Genomic DNA, 20,130 nt, shown 5'->3' on the forward strand with positions numbered 1-20,130 from the left:
ACACGCCCACCCGCCCGGTGAACTTCGCATATCCAACGGCCTCGAACGCGGCCATCTCCTCATGTCGCGCCTGCACGAACTCCGGTTGGTTCTCCGCCCGCCCCCACGCGGCGAGCAGGCCGTTGATGCCGTCCCCGGCGTAGCCGAACACGGTCCGCACACCCCACTCCCGCAACCGGGACAACACGAAATCGCCCACCGTCTGTGCCGCCATCGCTCCTCCAAGCTCTCGCCTCGGCCATACTCGCGCGACCCGGGTATCACCCGATCCACATATTCCGCGAACCGCATTTCGTGCATCACGCATGTTCTGCGAAACGGTGAAGCCCGTTAGCGTTGATGGGTGCCCACTTTGACTGCGGCCACACCTGAGAACAGCCACGAGCCGTCGACGCCGGACCCGGACGACTACGCGCGCCAGCTCGAAGCCGCCACGCGCGCGCTGCTCGAGGTGAACGAGGCCGTCCTGCAGGAGATGGACAGAACCGTGGGCATCGCGTCGATCCGGGCACTGCAGGCCCTGGAACGCCGAGGACCGCTCCTGGTCACCGAACTCGGCAACGAACTCGACATGCTCGCCTCCACCGCCAGCCGCCTGTCCGACCGGCTCGCCGACGCACAACTGATCACTCGCCGCGTGGCGCCCAAGAACCGGCGCGCCACCCAGCTGGAACTCTCCGCCCGGGGCCGCACTGTCCTCGCGGAACTCGCCGAGGCCCGCACCGCCGCGCTGCACACGGTCACCCGGCACCTGAGCAACGACGAACAAGCAGCCCTGCTCACCGGAGCCCGTGCCTTCACCCAGGCGCGCAACCAGCAAGTCGACCAGCCGTCCGGCCCGAACCCCGACCAGAGACCGTGACCGACAGCTGGTGGTTTCCGGCACGAAGCGCGGGGTGACAGCCCGATCATGGTTCGCCCCGCGTCGAGCCGGATCGGCGGGTTGCTCGCCACGCTGTGCCACTACCGATCACATGGTTCGCCGCCGGACCAAGGGGTAGCGGCAAGGGATGGCGACCAAAGCTGAGTCGAAGACCGACCCCGATCCGGCCACCATCTCGGATCTGGACGGGTTGCGCGCGGCGTCGGCCGGTTGCACCCGTTGCGAGCTGTACCGGCCGGCCACCCAGACGGTGTTCGGGGAAGGGCCGGCGCACCCTTCCCTGGTGCTGGTGGGTGAGCAGCCCGGGGATCGGGAAGACCTTGCCGGGGAACCGTTCGTGGGTCCGGCCGGGCGGCTGCTCGACAAGGCGTTGGCCGAGGCGAAGATCCCTCGCGAGCGGGCTTACCTGACCAATGTGGTAAAGCACTTCAAGTTCGAGCAGCGTGGGAAGCGACGCATCCACCAGCGGCCCACCGTGGGCGAGATCCGTGCCTGCCGGCCGTGGTTCGACGCCGAGTTGCGCATCCTGCGACCGACCTTGTTGGTGACCCTCGGCGCCACGGCCGCGAAGGCGTTGCTGGGTTCCTCTTTCCGGGTGACCGCGCACCGGGGTGAGGTGCTGGACCGGCGGGCCGGGCCGCCGCTGTTGCCCACCGTGCACCCGTCCGCTGTGTTGCGCGCCCCGGACGACCGGCGCGCGGCCGAGTTCGATGCGCTGGTCGCGGATCTGAAGGTGGCCGCCGCCCGGTTGTGAACCGGTGGTGGTTCGGGCCGGGTCAGGAGGCTTTGCGGCCCTGGCCCTCGGTGGCTTGCTCGACGGCCCGCCGCAGCTCGATCCGGGTCATCTTGGACCGGCCCTTCACACCCAGCTCGCGTGCCATGTCGGTGAGCTGGGCCTTGCTGGCCGAGTCCAGGTCCGGTGTTCCGCGCCGGGCGGAGACGCTGCGCTCCAGGGCGTCCAGCAGGTCGGACATCGGGGTGGCTTCGGCCGGCTCGGCCTCGGCGACCACTTCCCGGCCGGCGCGTTTGTCCTCGATGAGCCGTTCCACGCGCTCGCGGTAGGTGTCGTGGTGGTCGCCGGGTCGCCACGGTCCGCTCATCGACTCGATCAGGGACAGCGCCATGTCCAGCTCCTTGCCGCGGGTGCCGGCCCGTTCGCCGGACTCGCCGGGTGGTTGGCGGATCTCGTCGGCGAAGTGCAGTGTGTCCAGTGCGAGGTGGCCCCGGTCGGCGCGGATCGCGGCCAGGTGCTCCCGGCCGCGCATGATGAAGGTGGCGATGCCGACCCGGTTCAGTTTTTCCAGCGCGGCGACGAGCAGTTGGTAGGGCTTGCGGCTGGCCTCGCCGCCCGGCGCGAGCCAGTAGGTGCGCTGGAAGTAGACCGGGTCGATCTCGTCCAGGTCCACGAACCCGTCGATGTCGAGCGACCTGGACCGGCCCGGCGCGATCGCGTCCAGTTCCTCCGGTTCGACGACCACGTACTCGCCGTCGCCGAGGTCGCGGCCCTTGACGATGTCGGCGTAGTCCACTTCGCGTTGGGTGCGTTCGTTGACCCGGCGGTTGCGGATGCGGTCTCCGGTGCCGCGTTCGAGCTGGTGGAAGTGGATGGCGTGGTCGTCGGTCGCGCTGTAGAGCCCGACCGGGATCGTCACAAGGCCGAAGCTGATCGATCCGGTCCAGATCGCGCGAGGCATAACGGTCCTCGCCCCTTTCGTCGGAGCCAATCGGTTCTCTGCCTCGGTACCTCTTCCCACCACGGCTTGCCGCAAACCGGGCCGGACAGGTGAACCCGGACCAGGGCCGCGTGCCGCGGTGGGTGTGACGGCCGTGCTTTCGGGTACCGACGTGGCATGACACACGATCCGACGCCGCCCAGCCAGCGGCAGTCCCCGCCCGGTCGTACCGGGGAAATGACGCCGCAACCAAGGGACGAGATGGCCGACTACGTCGGCCGAGGCCTGCTGGAGGGCAAGGTCGCGCTGGTCACCGGGGGTGACTCCGGGATAGGTCGGGCGGTGGCCATCGCGTTCGCGAAGGAGGGCGCGGACGTGGCAATCGCGTACCTGGAGGAACACGACGACGCCGAGCACACCGAGCGGCGCATCCGCGAGACCGGCCGACGTTGCCTGCGCACCAGCGCGGACCTGACCGGGCTGGCGGAGTGCGAGCGGGTAGTCGCGGACACGGTAAAGACGCTCGGCGGGTTGAACATCCTGGTCAACAACCAGGCCACCCAGCGGGAGGTCCAGGACCCGGAGGAGATCTCGGACGAGCAGTGGCTGCGCACCTTCGACACCAACGTGCACAGCTTCTTCCGGGTGACGAAGGCCGCCCTCCGGCACATGTCCGCCGGCGACACGGTGATCAACACCGGGTCGGTGAACGGCCTGCGGGGCAACAAAGCGCTGATCGACTACTCGGCGACCAAAGGAGCCGTGCACTCGCTGACCCATTCGCTGGCCCAGGCCCTGGTGGATCGGGGCATCCGGGTGAACTGCGTGGCGCCCGGCCCGGTGTGGACGCCGCTGATCCCGGCCACCCTGGACCCGGACCACGTGGGATCGTTCGGGGGCAACACCCCGATGGGCCGGCCGGCCGACCCGGACGAGATCGCCCCGTCCTACGTGTTCTTCGCCTCCGACCGGTTGTCCTCGTACTACTCGGGTGAGGTGCTCGCCCCGGTGGGTGGGGAGACGCTGCCCGGATGAGCTATCTGCTCAGTCCGTGCTCTCCGGGTCGAGTGGCGCGTCGTGCCAGACCAGCCACTTACGTGCGACCTCTTTCACGATGTCGATGTCGTGATGGTGGGCCAGCGGCAGGACGTGGCTCAGTACATCGGCAACCTCGGCGCGGAAGGTCGCGTCTATGTCTGCCGCGCTGAGTCCCTTCGATCGCGCCTGCCCTTGACGCATCAGGTGCGCCTGCGTCAGCTCCCCGACCTCCTCGTGCAGCTTCAGGATCTGCCAGTCGCTATCTCGGTCGATCCCAAGGCGAGAGGCGTAGGCCTGTGAGACGTGCGCGCGCGGTACCTACCCTTGCCGGGCCTGGGTGAGCGCGGCCAACGCGGCGCGCTCGGGCGCGCGGAGATCGCCATAGCGCTCCGCGACGGCTGCCGCGACCGACCGCTTGAGCGTGGTACCGAACGATCGCCCGTGGTCGGTGAGTTGTAACCGGGTGACTCGCCGGTCTCGTGGGTCGTGTTGCCGCGCGACCAGCCCTCGGCGGGCCAGCCGGTCGGCCATCCCGGTGATGTTGGTCTTGTCGCAGCCGAGCAGCTCGGCCAGCTCACCGAACGAGGGGTGCCGGTTCTCCAACACGCACAGCATCTCGATCTGCTGTGCGGTCAGCCCAGCTCCGCGGGCGACCGTGCCGAGGATGGCCCTCATCTCCCGGTGCACCTCCATCAGTGCACGGGTGAGCTCGTCGACGGCGCTTTCCACCAGGGAAGAGTACCTCATCGACAGTCCATCATCTCGACTATATAGTCGAGTATCTCAACTGACGATGTGCTCATGTATTGGAGAAACTATGACGGAGAAGGTCGCGCTGGTCACCGGCGCCTCCCGGGGAATCGGGCGGGCCATCGCCGAGCGGCTGGGTGCGGACGGCGCGCGCGTGGTGGTGAACTACCTGGCCGACCGGGTTGCGGCCGACGAGGTCGTCGCGGCAATCCAGCAGGCTGGCGGTGTGGGTGTGGCGGCCAGGGCCGACGTGGCGGACCCTGCTCAGTTGCGCGGCCTGTTCGACCTTGCCGAGAGCCGGTTCGGCCGGCTGGATGTGTTGGTGAGCAACGTCGGAACCGCGCGGTTCGGCCCGATCGCGGAGGCCGCCGACGAGGACTTCGATGCCATGTTCGCCACCAATGCGCGGGCCGGCTTCGTAGCACTGCGAGAGGCCGCCAACCGGCTCCGGCCCGGTGGGCGGGTGGTGGTGATCTCCAGCGGGGTCACGGTCACGACGCGGCCCGGCGCCGGGGTGTATGCGGCCAGCAAGGCCGCCGTGGAGCAGCTCGTGCGAATTTTGGCGCTCGAGCTCGGCCCTCGGGGCATCACGGTGAACAGCGTGTTGCCCGGCGCGGTCCGGACCGATGCGCTGGTGGCCGGACTCTCGGAGTCCGCGCTGGAAGAGGCGGTCGCGCAGACTCCGCTGGGCCGGCTCGGCGAACCGGCGGACATCGCCGATGTCGTCGCCTTCCTGGTCTCCGAGCAAGGCCGCTGGGTCACCGGGCAAGCTGTACGCGCCGGCGGCGGACTGTTCTGAAGGTCAACGCGTGGTCGCGCCGTCGTCCCGCGGCGGCTCATCGCTGGGGGGCGCCGAACGCCAACACGTTGTCCACGACCACACGCGGAGACGACACACCGTATTGGGGACGGTTTCGGCGAAAGGGTGTCCGGTCCTTCATGGTTGCCGGTGTCATGCGCGACGTGGATGTGCGGGCGGTGCTTTCGGGCCGAGGGCGGGAGTACGACATGGCGGCACGGTTGGTGACGTGTCGCCGCGTGGCCGCGCGTCCGGGCCGCGATAGCCGGCGCGGTCCGCGTTCGGGATGAAGGATCCCTCGGGTCGGCCCGTCGCGAGCGATGCTTCGCGTGATGAGGGTCCGGCCGCCCCGGTGTCGGTCGATTCGGTGCGGGACTACCTGCTGCGGATCAGGCGGGTGGTGTTGCTCACCGCGGAGGAGGAGGTGGACCTCGGCAAGCGGATCGAGGCCGGGCTGTACGCGAGCGAGCGGCTCGAGCGTGAGGGCGGGGCGAGTGGGCAGCTGCGGTGTGATCTGCGCGCGGTCGCGCTCGACGGGCAGCGCGCCAAGAACCGGCTGCTGGAGGCGAACCTGCGGCTGGTGGTCTCGCTGGCCAAGCGCTTGACCGGCCGGGGAATGCCGTTCCTGGATCTGATCCAGGAGGGCAACCTGGGTCTCATGCGCGCGGTGGAGAAGTTCGACTACACCAGGGGCTACAAGTTCTCCACCTACGCCACCTGGTGGATCCGCCAGAGCATGAGCCGGGCCATCGCTGAACAGGCCCGCACCATCCGCATCCCGGTGCACATGGTCGAGGCCATCAACAAACTCGGCCGCTACCAGCGCGAGCTGCTGCGGGATCTCGGCCGCGAGCCCACCGTTGAGGAACTTGCCCGGGAGCTGGACATCACCCCGGAGAAGGTGCTGGAGATCCAGCGTTATGCCCGCGAACCGTTGTCGCTGGACCAGGACATCGGCGCCGAGGGCGCCAGCCGGCTCGGCGACTTCATCGCGGACTCCGACGCCGTGGCGACCGTGGACGCCGCATCGTCGACCTTTCTGCGTGACCAGGTGTGTTCGGTGTTGGCCACGCTGCCCGAGCGGGAGGCCGGTGTTCTGCGGCTGCGCTTCGGACTGACCGACGGACGGGCGCGCACACTGGACGAGATCGGCCAGGTCTACGGGGTCACCCGGGAACGCATCCGCCAGATCGAAGCCAAGATCATGACCAAGCTGCGCCACCCGTCCCGCTCGGAGGCGCTGCGGGACTATCTCGAGTGAGCCTGCGCGGTGTGCGCCGAGCGTGTGCGATGGGGTTGCCCGGTCGTGGGCGCCGCGTGGTGGGCAGGCATCGGTGATGCGCACGTTCACCGGAGACATTGCGGGCCTTCTTTCGGCTGGTCGAGCAGGGCATCTCGCTCGATGTCGACACCGTCGATGACCTCGGTGTCGCGGACGGCGATGCCCATGCCACCTACCGCGCCTGGGCGTAGCGGCCGCTTTACCGGTGGGAGGTGCCCGTCACCGGCCGGCGGCCGTCGCTATGAGCAGGGCGCTGTGACGTCACTTTCGCGGCGGGTCAGCGCATCTTGGTGCCTGCTTCACGAGCCGCGTCGAGGAAGGCGCGTGCGGCTGGGGCGATGCCATCGCGGTGGTGGGCGACGGCGATGCGCATCGCCGGGCACGGGCCGGTGATCGGGCGGTAGAGCACGCCGGCCCTTGCCAGCCGCTGGGTCGCGGACGCGATGAATGCTAGTCCGACTCCTGAGGCGACCAGAGCGATGATCGACTGGGCTGGGTATGCCTCCATCGCGATCTTGAGGCTGAAGCCGGCTTCCCGGCACATCAGCAGCACGGTGTCGTAGATCTGTGGCGCGATCTGCCTGGGGAAGATCACTACCTGTTCGCCCTCCAGATCGGCCAGCGAGACCGTGTCCTGCTCGGCCAGCCGGTGGCCGGTGGGTAGCGCGAGTTGGTAGGGCACTTGCGCGATCTCTTCGGTGGCGAGTCCGTGGTCGGTGACCGGCGGGTGCAGCACCCCGACATCGATGTCGCCGATCAACAGTGCTCGCTCCTGCTGCGCGGTCGTGAGTTCGCGCACGACCAGTCCCGCGCTGGGTAGCCGGGCGCGGAAGCCCGCGGCGACTTCCGGGAAGGCGATGTAGAGCGCGGGCGCGGTGACTCCGACGGTCAACTGGCCGATCTCGCCGCGGGAGGTGCGTAGCGCGCGTTCGGCGGCGACGTCCATCTGCCGCAGCGTCTTGCGCGCCTCGACGAGGAACGCCTCGCCGGCTCTGGTGAGGGAGACCGTGCGCTTGGTGCGGTGCGCGAGCTGCACCGCGATCAGCCGCTCCAGCCTGCGGATCTGCTGGCTCATGGCGGACTGGCTGATGTGGCAGCGCTGCGCGGCGCGGTGGAAGTGCAGTTCTTCGGCGAGCGCCACGAAGCACTCCAGCGCCGATCGGTCCATGCGGCCACTATGCACCCGACGCCCGGCTCATTGAGAAGCAGACCGAATCAGTCAATGCGAACTGTGAGTTGGACCTTATCGGAAACCGAACCTACCTTCGGTCCAACGCAGTACTCACCGACGAGACGAACGGGAGCGGACGCAGATGCCGTCAGGCACGTTGCCGCTGGCCACCGGCGCGCCGATCCGGATCACCTCGGTGGAGACCACAGTGGTCAACGCGGAGATGCGCAACTGGGTCCTGGTGAAGGTCCGCACCGACCAGGACGGCCTGTACGGCTGGGGCGAGGCGAGCCTCAACTGGAAGACCCGCGCGGTCACCGGCGCCATCGAGGACCTGACCCCGCTGGTGCTCGGTCGCGACCCACGCGACATCGAGCAGCTGGTGCGGATCATGACTAAGCACAGCTACTACCGGCTCGGCATCATCGGGGTCACCGCGATCAGCGGCATCGAGCACGCGCTGTGGGACATCTTCGGCAAGTCGGTCGGCCAGCCGGTGTGGCGGCTGCTCGGCGGCCGGGTCCGCGATGCGGTCCGGGTCTACACCCACCTCGGCCTCGGTGACATGCGCTCGGTCTATGACACCGTCGACGTCGGTGTGCTGCGTGAGAAGGCCGCCGCCGTGGTGGAGCAGGGATACGACGCGCTGAAGGTCGTCATCGTCCCCTACGGGCACCACCTCACCGTCGCCGCCGAGCGCAGACACGTCGACACCATGATGGCCACGCTGCGCGACACCGTCGGCCCGGACGTCGATGTCATGGTCGACTTCCACGGCCGCACCGCCTCGGTCGCCGCCGCGCTCCAGTACATCGATGTGCTTGCGCCCTACGACCCGCTGTTCTGCGAGGAGCCGGTGCAGCCTGGCGACACCGAGGCGTTGCGGCAGGTCGCCGCGCGCGCCCGCTGCCCGATCGCTGCCGGGGAGCGGCTGGTCGGTCTCAGCGAGTTCCTCCCGGTGTTCGCGGCCAAGGCGCTGCACGTCGCCCAACCGGACCTCAACCACACCGGCGGGCTGCTGGAAGGCAAGCGGATCGCCGCGGTCGCCGACGCCGAGCTCATCGGCATCGCCCCGCACAACCCGAACGGCCCGATCGCCGGCGCGGCCGCGCTGCACTTCGACGTCAGCACACCGAACTTCCTGATCCAGGAGGAGATGAGCGGGGCCGTGAGCTGGTACGACGACGTCGTGCGCACCCCGATGCGTCGGACAGGTAACCAGTGGGCGATACCCACCGAGCCGGGCCTGGGGGTCGAGGTCGACGAGCGGGAGGCGGCCAAGCACCCGTACCAGCCCGAGGTGGCGCACTCCAGCGCCGCGGTGCTCGCCGACGGAACGGTGGTCGACTGGTGAGCGCACGGTCCTTCACCACCCCGGGCGGGGTGCACAACGCGACCCCGGCCCGGATCGTGTTCGGCGCGGGCAGATCGACCGATCTCCGTGCGGAGGTGACCCGGCTCGGCGCGCGCCGGGCACTCGTCGTCACCACCCCCGGCCGCGCCCCGCTCGGCGACCGACTCGCCGAGCTGATCGGCGACCGCTGCGCCGGGATGCTGCCCGAAGCGGTCAGCCAGGTGCCGGTCGAGCTGGCCCGCCGGGGCAGGGAGAAGGCCGCGAGCGCGGGCGCCGACTGTCTCGTCGCGGTCGGTGGCGGCGCCGCGACCGGACTGTGCAAGGGGATCGCCTACGAGACACGGCTGCCGATCATTGCCGTGCCCACCACCTACTCCGGTTCGGAGATGACCGGGTTCTGCGGCATGACGATTGACGGGGTCAAGCGGATGCATGAGAGCACCGCGATGCTGCCCGCGACCGTGGTCTACGACCCTCGGCTGTCCCAATCACTGCCCGTGACCATCGGCGCCGCGAGCGCCATGAACGCGCTCGCGCACTGCATCGACGCGATCTACCTGCCGTCACTCAGTCCGTTGCTCGCGCCCGCCGCCATCGAGGGCGCCCAGGTCGTTGCCGCCGCGCTGCCCGCGTTGCTCGCTGACCCCGACGCCCTTGACGCACGCACCGAGCTGCTCTACGGCGCCCACCTCGCGGGTGCGGCGCTCACCGGCGGATTCGCGATCCAGCACGCCGTCGCGCACACACTCGGCGGCAGCTTCGGTGTCGAGCACGGGCTCGCCCACACCGTCGTGCTGCCCTACGTCACCGACTACCTGGTGCGCCGCGCACCGCGGCCGCTCGGCCGCATCGCCGCCGCGATCGGCACCGACGAGCTGCCAGGGCATCTGTGGGACCTCGCGGTCAGTGCCGGGCTGCCGGTGCGGCTCGCCGACCTCGGGTTGTCGCGCGACGACATCGAACGAGCAGTGCGCATCGCGCTCACCGCCGAGGACCACGCGGATCCCCGGCTCGCGGGCAACCCGGCGCCGGTGACCGAGGAAGCGGTCCGCACGATCATGACCGAGGCCACCTCGGGTGCGCGGCCGGGCGGCGCATCGTGAAGATCGTCCTGGTCGGTGAAGCGGCGAACCACGAGCAGCGGCTTCGCCCACTGCTGGACCGCCCACACAAGATCGTCGCACTGCCCAGGGACGCCGCCGGGTCGGCCGAACACGACGCGGTGATCGAGTCCGACGACGTGGTGGTGACACTGCGCTGGACGCGGGAGGCCGGCTCGCCGCCGTTCCGACTGCTGCACGTGCCCGGCGCCGGGCTCGACGGCATCGACCTCCCATCGCTGGCCGCGGCGACCATGGTCGCCAACGTGTTCGAGCACGAGGTCCCGATCGCGGAGTACGTGCTGGCCCGGTTGCTGGAGTGGGAGATCCGCGCCTGCGCCATGCGGGCCGCGTTCGACCCGGTGCGCTGGCCCGCCCTGTACCGCGACCGGGTGCCGCACGGCGAGTTCGGCGGCCGCGCGCTCGGACTCGTCGGCTACGGCCGGATCGGGCGGGCGATCGCGGCCAGGGCGGCCGCGTTCGGGGTCGCGGTCACCGCGGTCGACGACCACGCCGAGTCCGACTCCGCCGCGACCGTGCTGCCCACCACACGGCTCGGCCAGCTGCTCGCCGGCTCCGACTACCTCGTCCTCGCCTGCCCACTGACCACCGAGACCAGCGGGCTGATCGATGCTCCCGCGCTGCGCGCGATGCCCGACCACGCGGTGCTCGTGAACATCGCCCGCGCCCAGATCATCGAGGAGACGGCGCTGTTCGCGGCGCTGCGAGACGGCGTGATCGGCGGAGCGATCCTCGACGTCTGGTACCACTACCCGGCCTCGGCCACCGACAACGCACCGCCCGCGGCATACCCCTTCTGGGAGCTGCCGAACGTCTGGTGCACCCCGCACTCGGGCGCATGGACCGAGCAACTGCCCGCCCGGCGCTACGCGGTCATCGCCGACAACATCAACCGTCTCGCCGCGGGACGGCCGCTGCGCAACGTCGTTCCCACCCCGCACCGCACCAGCCGCTGATTGGTCACGCTCAAGGAGGAGCCACCATGAACGCCACCGCGTCCCGCGAGCAGATCTGGGGAGAGTCGCGCAGCAGGCTCATCCCCGGAACGGTGATCGGCAGCCTCATCGAGTGGTACGACATCGCCGTGTACGGGCAGGCGGCGGCGCTGGTCTTCCCGATGCTGTTCTTCCCCGGGTTCTCCGACACCGCGAGCCGGGTAGCCGCATTCGCCACGTTCGGCGTCGGCTACTTCGCCCGCCCGCTCGGTGCGATCCTCTTCGGACACCTCGGCGACAAGTACGGCCGCCGCTTCTCCCTCGTCGCCACCCTGGTGCTCATGGGAGTCGCCACCGTCGCGATCGGACTGCTGCCCACCTACGCCGCCGTCGGGATCGCCGCGCCGGTCCTGCTGGTCATCTGCCGGCTCCTGCAAGGGCTCGGGGTCGGCGCGGAGTACGTCGGAGCGGTCACCATGGTCGCCGAGTTCGCGCCCGCGAAACGCCGCGGCTACTACGCCTCGCTGCCCGCGTCTGGCGTGTTCCTCGGCATCGGCCTCGCCGCCGCGGTGAGCGCCGCGGTGGCCACACTGCCCAACGAGCAGCTGATGAGCTGGGGCTGGCGCATCCCGTTCCTGCTCAGCTTCGTGGTCGTCGGGCTGGGCCTGGTAATCCGGCTGCGCGTGCCGGAATCGCCGGTGTTCACCGACCTGAAGGAGGCGAGGACGCGAGCCACGGTCCCGGCGTTGGAGATGGCCAAGGCCATGCCGAAACGGCTCTTGCTCGTGATGCTCGCCAACGGTGTGCTCGCGTTCAACATCTACGTCATCCAGACCTTCTCGCTCGGCTACCTCGCCGACAAGGGGGTGCCGAAGAGCATCGCGCTGGTGGCCCTGCTGTTCGGCTGCGCGGTCGGCGCGGTCGCGATCCCAATCGTCGGCGTGCTGTCGGACCGCTCCGGCCGCAAGCCCGCCTACATCCTGGTGACCGTGCTGTGCGCGATCGTGCCGTTCCCGTTCTTCCTGTTGCTCGACACCACGAACACCGTGCTGGTAGTCGTCGCATTCGGGGTGGCCTTCGGCAGCTGCCTCGCGATGTTCGGCTCGCAGGCCGCCTACTTCGCTGAACTGTTCCCCGCCGCGTACCGGTTCAGCGGCTTCGCGCTCGGCCGGGAGATCCCCGGCGCCGCGCTCGGCGGACCGGCCCCGGTGATCGCCCTGGGCCTGGTCAGCCTGGGTGCCGGATCGCCGTACCTGCTGGCCGCGGCGATGGCACTGGTCGCCGTGGTCAGCCTGCTCGCGGCGATCGCCCTGCCCGAAACCAGGGGAGTCGACCTCGACCAGATCCAGGCCACACCCCAGCGGCAGACCCGAGCACCCGAGGTACTCGGCTAATGACGGTCGCCACCCGCCCGGCAACGAGCCGCGGGGCAATGTTCTGGCGCTGCTCCAGCTGGGGCCGCCGGGGCGTGGACGACGAGGCGGGCACCCTCAACCTGACCACAAATCAAGTCGTGCGCCAAGCGCGGCACCACTCGGGCACGCTGACCGCATCCGGCAGTGCGTGGCTACCCGCACGACCGCGGTGGTTGCGGCGGCACGCGGAGTAGCGCGCTAATTCAGCGGGCCGCCGGCCAGCAGGTCTGCTTGGTAGCGGCCCGGGGTCTGGCCGACGATGGCGGTGAACGCCTCGATGAAGCTCGACGGGTTGGACCACCCGCACTCCATCGCGGTGTCGGTGACGGACCGGCCGTTGGTGAGATGGACCAAGGCGTGGTGGATGCGCAAGATGGTGCGCCAGCGGTGGAAGCTCATCCCGAGCTCGGTGTGAAACAGGCGGCTGAGGGTCCGCTCACTCGCTCCGGCGATTCGTCCCAGCTCGGCCAGGGTCACGGCCCGGGCGGGATCGGCATGCAGGAGATCGGTGATCGCGCGCAACCGGTCGTCGCGTGGTTGGGGCAGGTGCAGCGACTGATCGGGCGGCTCGGCGAGCTCGTCGATCACCACCGCGAGCAGTCGTTCGTCGGCGCCGGGTCGGCGCTCCGGTCGTCCGGTCAGGGCCAGGAGAACCTCCCGCAGCAAGGACCCCACCGCGAACACGCTCGGGTGCGCCACAAGCTCGCCGCACAATCCGAGCGGGATGGCGAGGACACGGGCGTCGGTGTCACCGTAGAAGCGGTGGGCGTGCTCGAACCCCGGCGGCGTCCAGGTCACCCGGTTGGCCGGTGCGACCCAGGTCCCGCGCTCGGTCGTGGTAGCCAGGGCGCCGGCGGCGGCGTACACCAATTGCCCCTCGGTGTGAGAGTGGGTGTCGAGGTGGTAGCCGTGCGGAACCCAACCACCGCGACGGGTCGTTGGGGAAGGTTGGCGGGTTTGCCGCATCGCCGGTCAGTTTACCGGTGGCCTGACACCCGCGGCCGGCCGAGGATCGCCGTATGAACCCCACCCCCGAGGTCCTGGCGATGCTTGACCCTCGTTGCGCCGCTGTGCTCGAACGTCTCTACGCCGAGGCTGAGAACCAGCCTCCTCCCGATCTGTTCGAGGGTGCTGGCGACGGGCTCGAGACGGTTCCGGTCGGCGCGGCGTTCACCGCTGAGCAAACCCGGGCACTGGACGACCAGTTCATGACCCTCGAGAAGGACCAGGCCGCGTTCTGCTATCTCCAGGCCCGCGCCACGCGGGCGCGCACGGTCGTGGAGTTCGGGACCTCGTTCGGGCTCTCGACGATCTGGTTGGCCGCCGCGGTTCGTGACAACGGTGGGGGCGTGGTGATCGGTACCGAGCGAGTGGCCCGCAAGGCCGAGCAAGCGCGGGTGAACCTCCGCGAAGCGGGACTCGAGCAGTATGTCGACATTCGCCTGGGCGACGCCCGAGAGACCTTGCGCGACCTCGACGGACCCGTGGACCTGCTGCTCAACGACGGTTTCCCCGATGTCGCGCTCGATGTTCACCGTGTGGTGACCCCGGCCCTGCGACCGGGTGCGCTGGTCATCACCGACAACGTCGGGCTGATGCCCGACCACTACGGCCCCTACCTCGCCTTCCTCCGCGACCCCGCCAACGGATTCATCTCCGTCCAATTGCCCTTCCACGGCGGCACCGAAGTCTCGGTACGGATATCGCCCAGTCCTGAAATCTGAGGCTGTATCACTGAGCCGGGCCGCCGGGCCCGCACCCGGGGAGGGCAAGACGTTCGCCGCCGGCCCGGAAATCGAACGCTCAGATCCGACGAGCGGTGGTGGTGTCACGACTGGTGTGGGTGAGGGGTGCCGCGCGACCGTTCGCCGCCGCCGGCCGAACGCTCGTCTTGCGCCCTTGGATACCAGCAAGGTTGGACCTTGACGGGGTTGTGCGCGGGTGTTAAAAAATGCGTCGTCAGTGACGGATGTTGGTTACAGAGGCGTCGCACAGGGTGGCGCGATGGCACGGTGCACAAGGGATTGAGGGAGGTTGAGGAACGGTCTGGATGGCGGCAGCCGCGATTCTCTGAGCGGCGCCCAGAATCCTGGATAGTTTCTCCCTCTGAGTGGGCCGGCCCGGCGCATTTCGCTGGGCCGGCCCCCTTTCCTTATTCAGGGTCGCATACCTACACCACGTCCCGTGCGGACACGAAGTTCCGCGTCCGCGTTCGACCGGCGGATCTACTCGAGTTGTGCCGCTGACCAGGCGACTCGCGCCACGAACGGGATCAAGGCCCGGACAACGGCTACGCCCCGGACAAGCTTCCGGCGAGGATGAGGAGCCGCGGTTGACAACCCGCGAACAAAGATGTAAAAAATGCGCCGTAAGTGAGCGCGGGTGACGCAAAGACGCCTAGCGAGGTAGGCGCAATGCCGAGTCCGCCAAGGATTGCCAGAGGTGAAGACGGTCTCGACGGAGGTGGTCACCACGACGTTTCGGTGTGCATCAGGATCAAGACAGGTTTGAAATTCCCTCTAGTGGGCCGGCCCAGTGAATCGCTGGGCCGGCCCCTTTCATTGGGGCCGGCCCAAGCCGCTGAAGACCGGCCGGCGCGTTACCGAGGTCGTGCTCGCGGCGGCTCGGGTGCGATGAGTGCGTCGGCCAACGTCGCGCTGAGGTTGAACCACTGGTCCGGCCCGATGATCTGGCCGGGTTCGGCGCCGCGTTCCGCTGCGCCACCACCTCGACTTGAGCACCACGCCTGAGTAACTCCGGGCCTGGCCTCAACGCTCGGCCCAGCCGTTCGACAGCACCTGCAGCACTATTCAGATAGTCCTTCCTGGTGAATATCTCCAGTCATTGCTGGAGATCTGTTGCGTGATCGTGTGTGACGGAGATACTTGGGTATGTCCGCGCAAGGAGCGGACGTGGGGCATCGCCAACAGGGCTGAGATGAAGGAGGAGCGTGGCCGCGATGCTGATGCGTACTGATCCTTTTCGTGAGTTGGACCGGTTGACCCAGCAGGTTTTCGGGGCGAACGGCACGCCGGGACGTCCGGCTGTGATGCCGATGGACGCCTACCGCGACGGTGACCGGTTCGTGGTGCATTTCGACCTTCCCGGTGTGGACCCGGAAAAGATCGATCTTGATGTGGAGCGCAACGTACTGACGGTGAAGGCCGAGCGCGCGCTCCCGGCGGAGAAGGGCGAGTACCAGGTCGCCGAACGACCGCGTGGGGTGTTCAGCCGCCAGTTGTTCCTGGGCGACACCCTCGACGCGGACCGGATCGAGGCCTCGTATGACGCCGGGGTGTTGACCTTGCGGGTACCGATCGCCGAGCAGGCCAAGCCACGCAAGATCGAGATCGCGGCCGGTTCCGGGGCCAAGCAGCTCAGCGCCTAACCGCACCCGGATCGCGCGGCCGGGGCCACGCCCCGCAACGCTGTCAGGTTTCGTCTGCTGGCGAGGTGAGCACGATGTCCAGCGCGGCAACGCTCGGCTCCCCGGTGCCCGGGGAGTTGGCTGACCAGGAGTGGGTGGACCGGCGGTTCACCGAGATCATGGCCCGCAACTGGCCGGCCGGGGACCTACCGGTCGCGGTGCGCCGGCCACCCACGACGTGGACCCGGCTCGCCGCCGTGCGCGACCAGCCCGCGAACGGCTGCTGCCGGGTCCGGCCGCGGCGGGGGGTGTCCGTGTGGTTGGCCGCCAAGCGCGTGCCGAGGCAACGTTCCCCGCCCGCACCCGCTGTGGTGGGCAGGACCGAAATGTGCAGAGCTTCGGTGAGTTCGAGGAAAGGGGGTGGCGGTCAAGGACCGAACGAAGGACGGTGTGGTGGATCGCTCGTCCCGCGCGATCGATCCGAACACGGCACCACAGGTCCGCCGACCGTGAGCGGTGAGGGTGTCCAGCGTCCGTTGACGCACACCGGCGGGAGCGGCCCGGGCCGTCACCACCAGGCGCGACCCGGCGGCACACCGCCCAAACGATCACATGGTTGACACCTCGCGCCATCGCGAAAGTGGCCCCGTCGGCATCCCCCTCGCCGGCGGGGCCAGCCACCGTTGCACCCACCCCCCATTGCCATTCATCCACCTACAGCGCGATCAGCGGTAACCAGTCATGACCAGCCATCACGACCACCCAGGCGGCACACCACCCCACCGGCCCAGGCGGGTGGGGTGGTGGGACCCCCGCGCGATGCTGCCGGTCGCCCCCGAGGCCACCCCGCAACAGATCAACACCGCCTACCGGGCCGCGGTACGCCGCCTGCACCCCGACACCCGCCCCACCATCCACGACCCAGCCACGCACGACTCAACCGGCGACCGCGCCACCGGTCAGGACCGCGAGCCCACCCTGGCCGAGCTGCAGGCCGCCCGCCGCGAGCTCCTCCGACAGGCCCACCAGAACCGACACGCCCGCGCCACACGACGCCGCGCCGCGACAACGACCGGGACACCTCGACAGCGCACCCAGGAGCCTGACCAGGTCACCTCCCCGCCCGCCCCCACCCCGCTGTCACGTCAACACCTACGCGATCGACCGCATGCCGGCTGGCCACGCGACCTCGATGCCCTTGCCGGCCCGGTCCGCTACCACGGCCCCGCTCCCTGAACACCTCTCACGCCACCAGACCGATCAGATCTACAATGGTCGATAGAGATAACTTGAATGATCGATCGGCGATCTCCGCCCACACGGAGGAGGGGAGGTAAACGCGGTGGACCTGGGCCGTCTCGATGACCGCGACTACCCGGCGGTCACCATGGGCCAGGCCGCCGAGCTGCTCGACGTACAGCCGGCGTTCCTACGCAGCCTGGATGCCGCACACCTCCTGCGCCCGGCCCGCTCCGCCGGCGGACACCGCCGCTACTCCCGCCGCCAACTCGAGCAAGCCGCCCGCATCCGCGGCCTGCTAGACGAAGGCCTCAACCTCGACGCCGCCCGCCGCATCGCCGAGCTCGAAGACCAGGTCGCCGAGCTGACCACCCAACTCGACACCGCGAGGCGCCACCTGCACTCCTCTCGTGGGGCCCATCCTGCCGTCGAAGATCCCGATGAGTGAAGCGCTTCGACATGAGCAGCGTCGAGCGGGCGAGTCCTTATGCTCCACCTTTGCGACGGCGAGGTGTAGCCGAGCGAGGCGGCGTCGAGCGCATGTGGTCGCGCACCGGCGCCAGCAGGCCGGCGAGGGTTTCGACGTCGTCGCGTGAGAGCGGTTCGAACAGCAGGCCGCTAACGACCTCGATGTGACCCGGCAGCACCTTCGCAAGCAGCGCACGTCCGGCATCGGTGATGGCGACCGTGATGCTCCGCTCATCGTCCGGAGAGGGACCGCGCGCGACCAGCCCCGCCTTCTCGAGCAGGCCCGCCTGGTAGGTCAGACCGCTGCGGCTGTAGACGACGCCGTCGGCCAGGTCGGTCATTCGATGACTGCCCGTCGGCGAGTCACCGAGCCGGGCGAGCAGCTGGAACTGGACGTAGCTGAGATCGCCGGCGTCACGCAGCTGCTGCTCGACCGCGTGCCGGAGCAGGCCGGTCACCTCGATCAGGTCGAAGTAGGCGCCGAGCTGCACGGGGTCCAGCGACGGCCGCGAGTCAGGCATGGTCGAAGCCTACTGCTTCGAATTCGAAGAGTGTGGACAGGTGCACGGTGTAGGCAATGCCGGGATGAGCCGTCCGTGTGGAGCCCGGCGAGTCTGGCCGTCCTCTGTGCCGGTGTCAGTTTACCGACGCCGACCCGCCGGTTCGGGAAGTCAAGTTCGCCGGGCGCTCGTGGCCGCCGAAATCGCCGCGGCGAGGGGCGCGGACCGGCGGTGACCGACATCACTTACTTCGAATTCGAAGCAACGGGTACCGTCTTCGGTGGATGCTTCAAATTCAAAGCAAGTGAGCGAAGGTGAGCACTTTGATGAAGGCAGTGCGTTTCCACGAGTACGGCGACCCGGATGTCCTGCGCTACGAGACCGTGGACCTGCCCGTCCCTGGTGCCGGGCAGGTCCGGATCCGGGTTGCCGCGACGTCGTTCAACTCCGTCGACGGCAACATCCGCGGCGGCTTCATGCGCGGCCCCATCCCGGTGGAGCTGCCCCATACTCCTGGCCTCGACGTCGCCGGCACAGTCGACGCGCTGGGCGAAGGCGTCGACGGCATCGAGGTCGATGAGCAGGTCATCGGCTTCTTGCCGATGGACGGCAATGGAGCCGCCGCGCAGTACGTTCTCGCGCCGGCCGAGGTCCTGACGCCGGCGCCCAAGAGCGTCCCGCTGGCCGACGCCGCCGCGTTGCCGGTGGTGGGACTTACCGCGTGGCAGGCGCTGTTCGACCATGGCAAGCTGACGGCGGGGCAACGCGTGCTGATCAACGGCGCCGGAGGGGCGGTCGGCGGCTACGCCGTGCAGCTGGCCAAGGGCGCCGGTGCCCACGTGATCGCCACGGCCAGCCCGCGCAGCGGCGACGCGACCACTTCCGCCGGCGCCGACGAGGTCATCGACCACACCACCACCGGTGTGACCGAGGCGGTGACCGAGCCGGTCGACCTCGTGCTAAACCTCGCACCGGTCGCCCCGGAGCAACTGGCCGCGCTCGTCACGCTGGTCCGGCCGGGCGGTGTCGTGGTGAACACGACGGTGTGGATGCCCGCCCCCAGTGACGAGGAACGCGGCGTGCGCGGCATCGACCTGTTCGTCCGCAGCGACGCCGAACAGCTGTCGCGGCTAGTGGCCCTGATCGACCGAGGCGAGCTGCGCGTCGACGTCGCCGAGCGGGTGGGCCTGGCCGAGCTGGCGGCGCTGCACGCACGGGCCGCGGCGGGCGCGGTGCACGGCAAGGTCATCGTCGTCCCGCCCATCGCCTGACTCCGACTCTGAAAGACAAGAGTCACGGCACTGAGCTTGGATCCCGAGATGGCCGAGGCGCTGGCCCCGATGGCCGGCGCGATGGCGGACGCCACCCCCCGGCCGTTGGCGATGGCGCGGGCGATGGCCAGCCTGTATCCGACCCCGTGGAGCTCGAGCTCGCGACGCTCCGCGTCTGTGGGCAGGCATCGACGCAGGTAAGGCCCACCACCACGTTGTGGTCGTCAACAGCGATGGGACGCGAATGCTGTCCCGCCGCGTCGCCAACGACCAACCGGCTGTCGAGGGGCGGCGCGTCGGTTTCGTGGGCACCGTCCCGGAGGCTTGTGGCGTCTGCCGGGCGTTCGCTTGGGGCGGCTGGGTCCGCTGGCTCGTGCGTCATGCCGTGGGCGTTACGGGTGCGGCAGCAATCGCGGCGGGGCGGCCCGGGACCGGCCGGCAGTGCGCCGGTATTCGCCTCTCCCGAAGGGAAGGCGTGGCATCCGGCCACGGTGACGCACCGATTCCGGCGGCGGCCGAGTTGGCGGGGGTGCGGCGCTGCCGGTTGCACGATCTGCGACACCTGGCGGCGTCACTGCAACTGGCCGCCGAAGCGGCCGCCCGAATCGTGCCCCGCCGCAAACACCGACCGCCAGCTGCCTAGCGACTCCCTAGCAACCCGGGAAAACGATAGCGGCCCGAGACACAGTCTCGGGCCGTTTGCGCTGGTAATGAGTGTGCGCCGCCAGGGACTCGAACCCCGAACCCGCTGATTAAGAGTCAGCTGCTCTGCCAGTTGAGCTAGCGGCGCGTGCAACCACCGTGCTGCTTGGTGCGGTGAAACCGTAGCACAGGGGGATAAGGGCACGACCAAGCGGGGGTCGT

General features: G+C 69.3%; 21 protein-coding genes, 1 tRNA gene and 1 pseudogene. 15 read left to right on the forward strand and 8 right to left on the reverse strand.

Annotated features, from left to right (window positions below; all coding sequences use genetic code 11):
* The coding region (locus ABEB12_RS19500) for a thiamine pyrophosphate-binding protein (RefSeq protein ID WP_345702953.1) at positions 1–214 on the reverse strand (214 nt) is incomplete at its 3' end.
* A 129-nt stretch (positions 215–343) separates the two neighbouring features.
* Here ABEB12_RS19500 and ABEB12_RS19505 point away from each other — a divergent pair.
* Together ABEB12_RS19505 and ABEB12_RS19510 are read left to right on the forward strand one after the other, a co-directional pair.
* The gene (locus ABEB12_RS19505) at positions 344–862 is read left to right on the forward strand and encodes a MarR family transcriptional regulator (RefSeq protein ID WP_221497636.1); all 519 of its coding nucleotides are present in this window, start codon (positions 344–346) and stop codon (positions 860–862) included.
* 148 nt (positions 863–1,010) lie between these two features.
* The gene (locus ABEB12_RS19510) at positions 1,011–1,637 is read left to right on the forward strand and encodes a UdgX family uracil-DNA binding protein (protein ID WP_185060175.1); all 627 of its coding nucleotides are present in this window, start codon (positions 1,011–1,013) and stop codon (positions 1,635–1,637) included.
* A 22-nt stretch (positions 1,638–1,659) separates the two neighbouring features.
* On the opposite strand, the gene ku is transcribed toward ABEB12_RS19510, so the two are convergent.
* Positions 1,660–2,577: a non-homologous end joining protein Ku gene (ku, locus tag ABEB12_RS19515; protein WP_185060176.1), complete on the reverse strand. Its 918-nt coding sequence runs from the start codon at positions 2,575–2,577 to the stop codon at positions 1,660–1,662.
* 156 nt (positions 2,578–2,733) lie between these two features.
* On the opposite strand from ku, the gene ABEB12_RS19520 reads away from it, so the two are divergent.
* On the forward strand, positions 2,734–3,591 hold the full coding sequence (locus ABEB12_RS19520) for an SDR family oxidoreductase (RefSeq protein ID WP_185060177.1): 858 nt from the start codon (positions 2,734–2,736) through the stop codon (positions 3,589–3,591).
* 9 nt (positions 3,592–3,600) lie between these two features.
* Here the strand turns inward: ABEB12_RS19520 and ABEB12_RS19525 are convergent, their stop codons facing one another.
* Both ABEB12_RS19525 and ABEB12_RS19530 read right to left on the reverse strand, forming a co-directional pair.
* Positions 3,601–3,795, reverse strand: a complete 195-nt coding sequence (locus ABEB12_RS19525) for a nucleoside triphosphate pyrophosphohydrolase family protein (RefSeq protein ID WP_221497637.1) — start codon at positions 3,793–3,795, stop codon at positions 3,601–3,603.
* Between the two features lie 117 nt (positions 3,796–3,912).
* The gene (locus ABEB12_RS19530; protein WP_185060178.1) at positions 3,913–4,341 is read right to left on the reverse strand and encodes a MarR family transcriptional regulator; all 429 of its coding nucleotides are present in this window, start codon (positions 4,339–4,341) and stop codon (positions 3,913–3,915) included.
* Positions 4,342–4,411: 70 nt separating this feature from the next.
* Here ABEB12_RS19530 and ABEB12_RS19535 point away from each other — a divergent pair, with 70 nt between their 5' ends.
* Together ABEB12_RS19535 and ABEB12_RS19540 are read left to right on the forward strand one after the other, a co-directional pair.
* Positions 4,412–5,143, forward strand: a complete 732-nt coding sequence (locus ABEB12_RS19535) for an SDR family oxidoreductase (protein ID WP_185060179.1) — start codon at positions 4,412–4,414, stop codon at positions 5,141–5,143.
* A gap of 355 nt (positions 5,144–5,498) precedes the next feature.
* Positions 5,499–6,404 (forward strand): annotated as a pseudogene (locus ABEB12_RS19540) (RNA polymerase sigma factor); the annotation flags it as partial.
* Between the two features lie 298 nt (positions 6,405–6,702).
* Here ABEB12_RS19540 and ABEB12_RS19545 read toward each other — a convergent pair.
* Positions 6,703–7,593, reverse strand: a complete 891-nt coding sequence (locus tag ABEB12_RS19545; protein WP_185060181.1) for a LysR substrate-binding domain-containing protein — start codon at positions 7,591–7,593, stop codon at positions 6,703–6,705.
* Between the two features lie 145 nt (positions 7,594–7,738).
* On the opposite strand from ABEB12_RS19545, the gene ABEB12_RS19550 reads away from it, so the two are divergent.
* Genes ABEB12_RS19550 through ABEB12_RS19565 form a run of 4 tightly spaced genes read left to right on the forward strand, consistent with a single transcriptional unit; the run spans position 7,739 to position 12,400 of the window.
* Positions 7,739–8,950: an enolase C-terminal domain-like protein gene (locus tag ABEB12_RS19550; RefSeq protein WP_221497638.1), complete on the forward strand. Its 1,212-nt coding sequence runs from the start codon at positions 7,739–7,741 to the stop codon at positions 8,948–8,950.
* Positions 8,947–10,053 carry an iron-containing alcohol dehydrogenase gene (locus tag ABEB12_RS19555; RefSeq protein ID WP_185060182.1) on the forward strand — a complete coding sequence of 369 codons (1,107 nt, stop codon included), beginning with the start codon at positions 8,947–8,949 and terminating at the stop codon, positions 10,051–10,053. The genes ABEB12_RS19550 and ABEB12_RS19555 overlap by 4 nt, the downstream gene beginning before the upstream one ends.
* Positions 10,050–11,027 (forward strand): NAD(P)-dependent oxidoreductase, encoded by a 978-nt coding sequence (locus tag ABEB12_RS19560; RefSeq protein WP_185060183.1) that lies wholly within the window; start codon positions 10,050–10,052, stop codon positions 11,025–11,027. The genes ABEB12_RS19555 and ABEB12_RS19560 overlap by 4 nt, the downstream gene beginning before the upstream one ends.
* Positions 11,028–11,053: 26 nt before the next feature.
* Positions 11,054–12,400, forward strand: a complete 1,347-nt coding sequence (locus ABEB12_RS19565) for an MFS transporter (protein ID WP_185060184.1) — start codon at positions 11,054–11,056, stop codon at positions 12,398–12,400.
* A gap of 219 nt (positions 12,401–12,619) precedes the next feature.
* Here ABEB12_RS19565 and ABEB12_RS19570 read toward each other — a convergent pair whose 3' ends face one another.
* A complete protein-coding gene (locus tag ABEB12_RS19570) occupies positions 12,620–13,387 on the reverse strand; it encodes a helix-turn-helix domain-containing protein (protein WP_185060185.1) in 768 nt (255 codons plus the stop codon).
* Positions 13,388–13,440: 53 nt separating this feature from the next.
* Here ABEB12_RS19570 and ABEB12_RS19575 point away from each other — a divergent pair, with 53 nt between their 5' ends.
* The 4 genes from ABEB12_RS19575 (at position 13,441) to ABEB12_RS19590 (ending at position 17,475) form a co-directional block, all read left to right on the forward strand.
* Entirely contained in the window at positions 13,441–14,145 is a 705-nt protein-coding gene (locus tag ABEB12_RS19575) for an O-methyltransferase (protein ID WP_345702957.1), read from the forward strand.
* Between the two features lie 1,235 nt (positions 14,146–15,380).
* Positions 15,381–15,809 carry an Hsp20 family protein gene (locus ABEB12_RS19580; protein ID WP_185061271.1) on the forward strand — a complete coding sequence of 143 codons (429 nt, stop codon included), beginning with the start codon at positions 15,381–15,383 and terminating at the stop codon, positions 15,807–15,809.
* A gap of 720 nt (positions 15,810–16,529) precedes the next feature.
* Positions 16,530–17,024, forward strand: coding sequence for a J domain-containing protein (locus ABEB12_RS19585; RefSeq protein WP_185060187.1), 495 nt, complete (start codon positions 16,530–16,532; stop codon positions 17,022–17,024).
* A gap of 106 nt (positions 17,025–17,130) precedes the next feature.
* Positions 17,131–17,475 carry a MerR family transcriptional regulator gene (locus ABEB12_RS19590; protein WP_345702958.1) on the forward strand — a complete coding sequence of 115 codons (345 nt, stop codon included), beginning with the start codon at positions 17,131–17,133 and terminating at the stop codon, positions 17,473–17,475.
* A 37-nt stretch (positions 17,476–17,512) separates the two neighbouring features.
* Here the strand turns inward: ABEB12_RS19590 and ABEB12_RS19595 are convergent, their stop codons facing one another.
* Positions 17,513–18,016, reverse strand: a complete 504-nt coding sequence (locus ABEB12_RS19595) for a MarR family transcriptional regulator (RefSeq protein ID WP_185060188.1) — start codon at positions 18,014–18,016, stop codon at positions 17,513–17,515.
* 305 nt (positions 18,017–18,321) lie between these two features.
* Between ABEB12_RS19595 and ABEB12_RS19600 the strand changes: the two genes are divergently transcribed.
* On the forward strand, positions 18,322–19,266 hold the full coding sequence (locus ABEB12_RS19600; protein WP_185060189.1) for a zinc-binding dehydrogenase: 945 nt from the start codon (positions 18,322–18,324) through the stop codon (positions 19,264–19,266).
* A gap of 187 nt (positions 19,267–19,453) precedes the next feature.
* Positions 19,454–19,909: a hypothetical protein gene (locus ABEB12_RS19605; RefSeq protein ID WP_345702978.1), complete on the forward strand. Its 456-nt coding sequence runs from the start codon at positions 19,454–19,456 to the stop codon at positions 19,907–19,909.
* Between the two features lie 74 nt (positions 19,910–19,983).
* On the opposite strand, the gene ABEB12_RS19610 is transcribed toward ABEB12_RS19605, so the two are convergent.
* Positions 19,984–20,056: transfer RNA gene (locus ABEB12_RS19610), tRNA-Lys, on the reverse strand.
* Between the last annotated feature and the right edge of the window lie 74 nt (positions 20,057–20,130).

This window comes from Actinospineispora eucalypti (genome assembly GCF_039543365.1).
In the GTDB taxonomy this organism is placed as follows: domain Bacteria; phylum Actinomycetota; class Actinomycetes; order Mycobacteriales; family Pseudonocardiaceae; genus Pseudonocardia; species Pseudonocardia eucalypti.

Excerpts from the sequence above, each read along its gene's own strand:
- ABEB12_RS19510 (WP_185060175.1), top strand. The coding sequence starts at position 1,011 with ATGGCGACCAAAGCTGAGTCGAAGACCGACCCCGATCCGGCCACCATC.
- ku (WP_185060176.1), bottom strand. The coding sequence starts at position 2,577 with ATGCCTCGCGCGATCTGGACCGGATCGATCAGCTTCGGCCTTGTGACG.
- ABEB12_RS19520 (WP_185060177.1), top strand. The coding sequence starts at position 2,734 with ATGACACACGATCCGACGCCGCCCAGCCAGCGGCAGTCCCCGCCCGGT.
- ABEB12_RS19525 (WP_221497637.1), bottom strand. The coding sequence starts at position 3,795 with ATGCGTCAAGGGCAGGCGCGATCGAAGGGACTCAGCGCGGCAGACATA.
- ABEB12_RS19530 (WP_185060178.1), bottom strand. The coding sequence starts at position 4,341 with ATGAGGTACTCTTCCCTGGTGGAAAGCGCCGTCGACGAGCTCACCCGT.
- ABEB12_RS19535 (WP_185060179.1), top strand. The coding sequence starts at position 4,412 with ATGACGGAGAAGGTCGCGCTGGTCACCGGCGCCTCCCGGGGAATCGGG.
- ABEB12_RS19545 (WP_185060181.1), bottom strand. The coding sequence starts at position 7,593 with ATGGACCGATCGGCGCTGGAGTGCTTCGTGGCGCTCGCCGAAGAACTG.
- ABEB12_RS19550 (WP_221497638.1), top strand. The coding sequence starts at position 7,739 with ATGCCGTCAGGCACGTTGCCGCTGGCCACCGGCGCGCCGATCCGGATC.
- ABEB12_RS19565 (WP_185060184.1), top strand. The coding sequence starts at position 11,054 with ATGAACGCCACCGCGTCCCGCGAGCAGATCTGGGGAGAGTCGCGCAGC.
- ABEB12_RS19570 (WP_185060185.1), bottom strand. The coding sequence starts at position 13,387 with ATGCGGCAAACCCGCCAACCTTCCCCAACGACCCGTCGCGGTGGTTGG.
- ABEB12_RS19575 (WP_345702957.1), top strand. The coding sequence starts at position 13,441 with ATGAACCCCACCCCCGAGGTCCTGGCGATGCTTGACCCTCGTTGCGCC.
- ABEB12_RS19580 (WP_185061271.1), top strand. The coding sequence starts at position 15,381 with ATGCTGATGCGTACTGATCCTTTTCGTGAGTTGGACCGGTTGACCCAG.
- ABEB12_RS19585 (WP_185060187.1), top strand. The coding sequence starts at position 16,530 with ATGACCAGCCATCACGACCACCCAGGCGGCACACCACCCCACCGGCCC.
- ABEB12_RS19595 (WP_185060188.1), bottom strand. The coding sequence starts at position 18,016 with ATGCCTGACTCGCGGCCGTCGCTGGACCCCGTGCAGCTCGGCGCCTAC.
- ABEB12_RS19600 (WP_185060189.1), top strand. The coding sequence starts at position 18,322 with ATGAAGGCAGTGCGTTTCCACGAGTACGGCGACCCGGATGTCCTGCGC.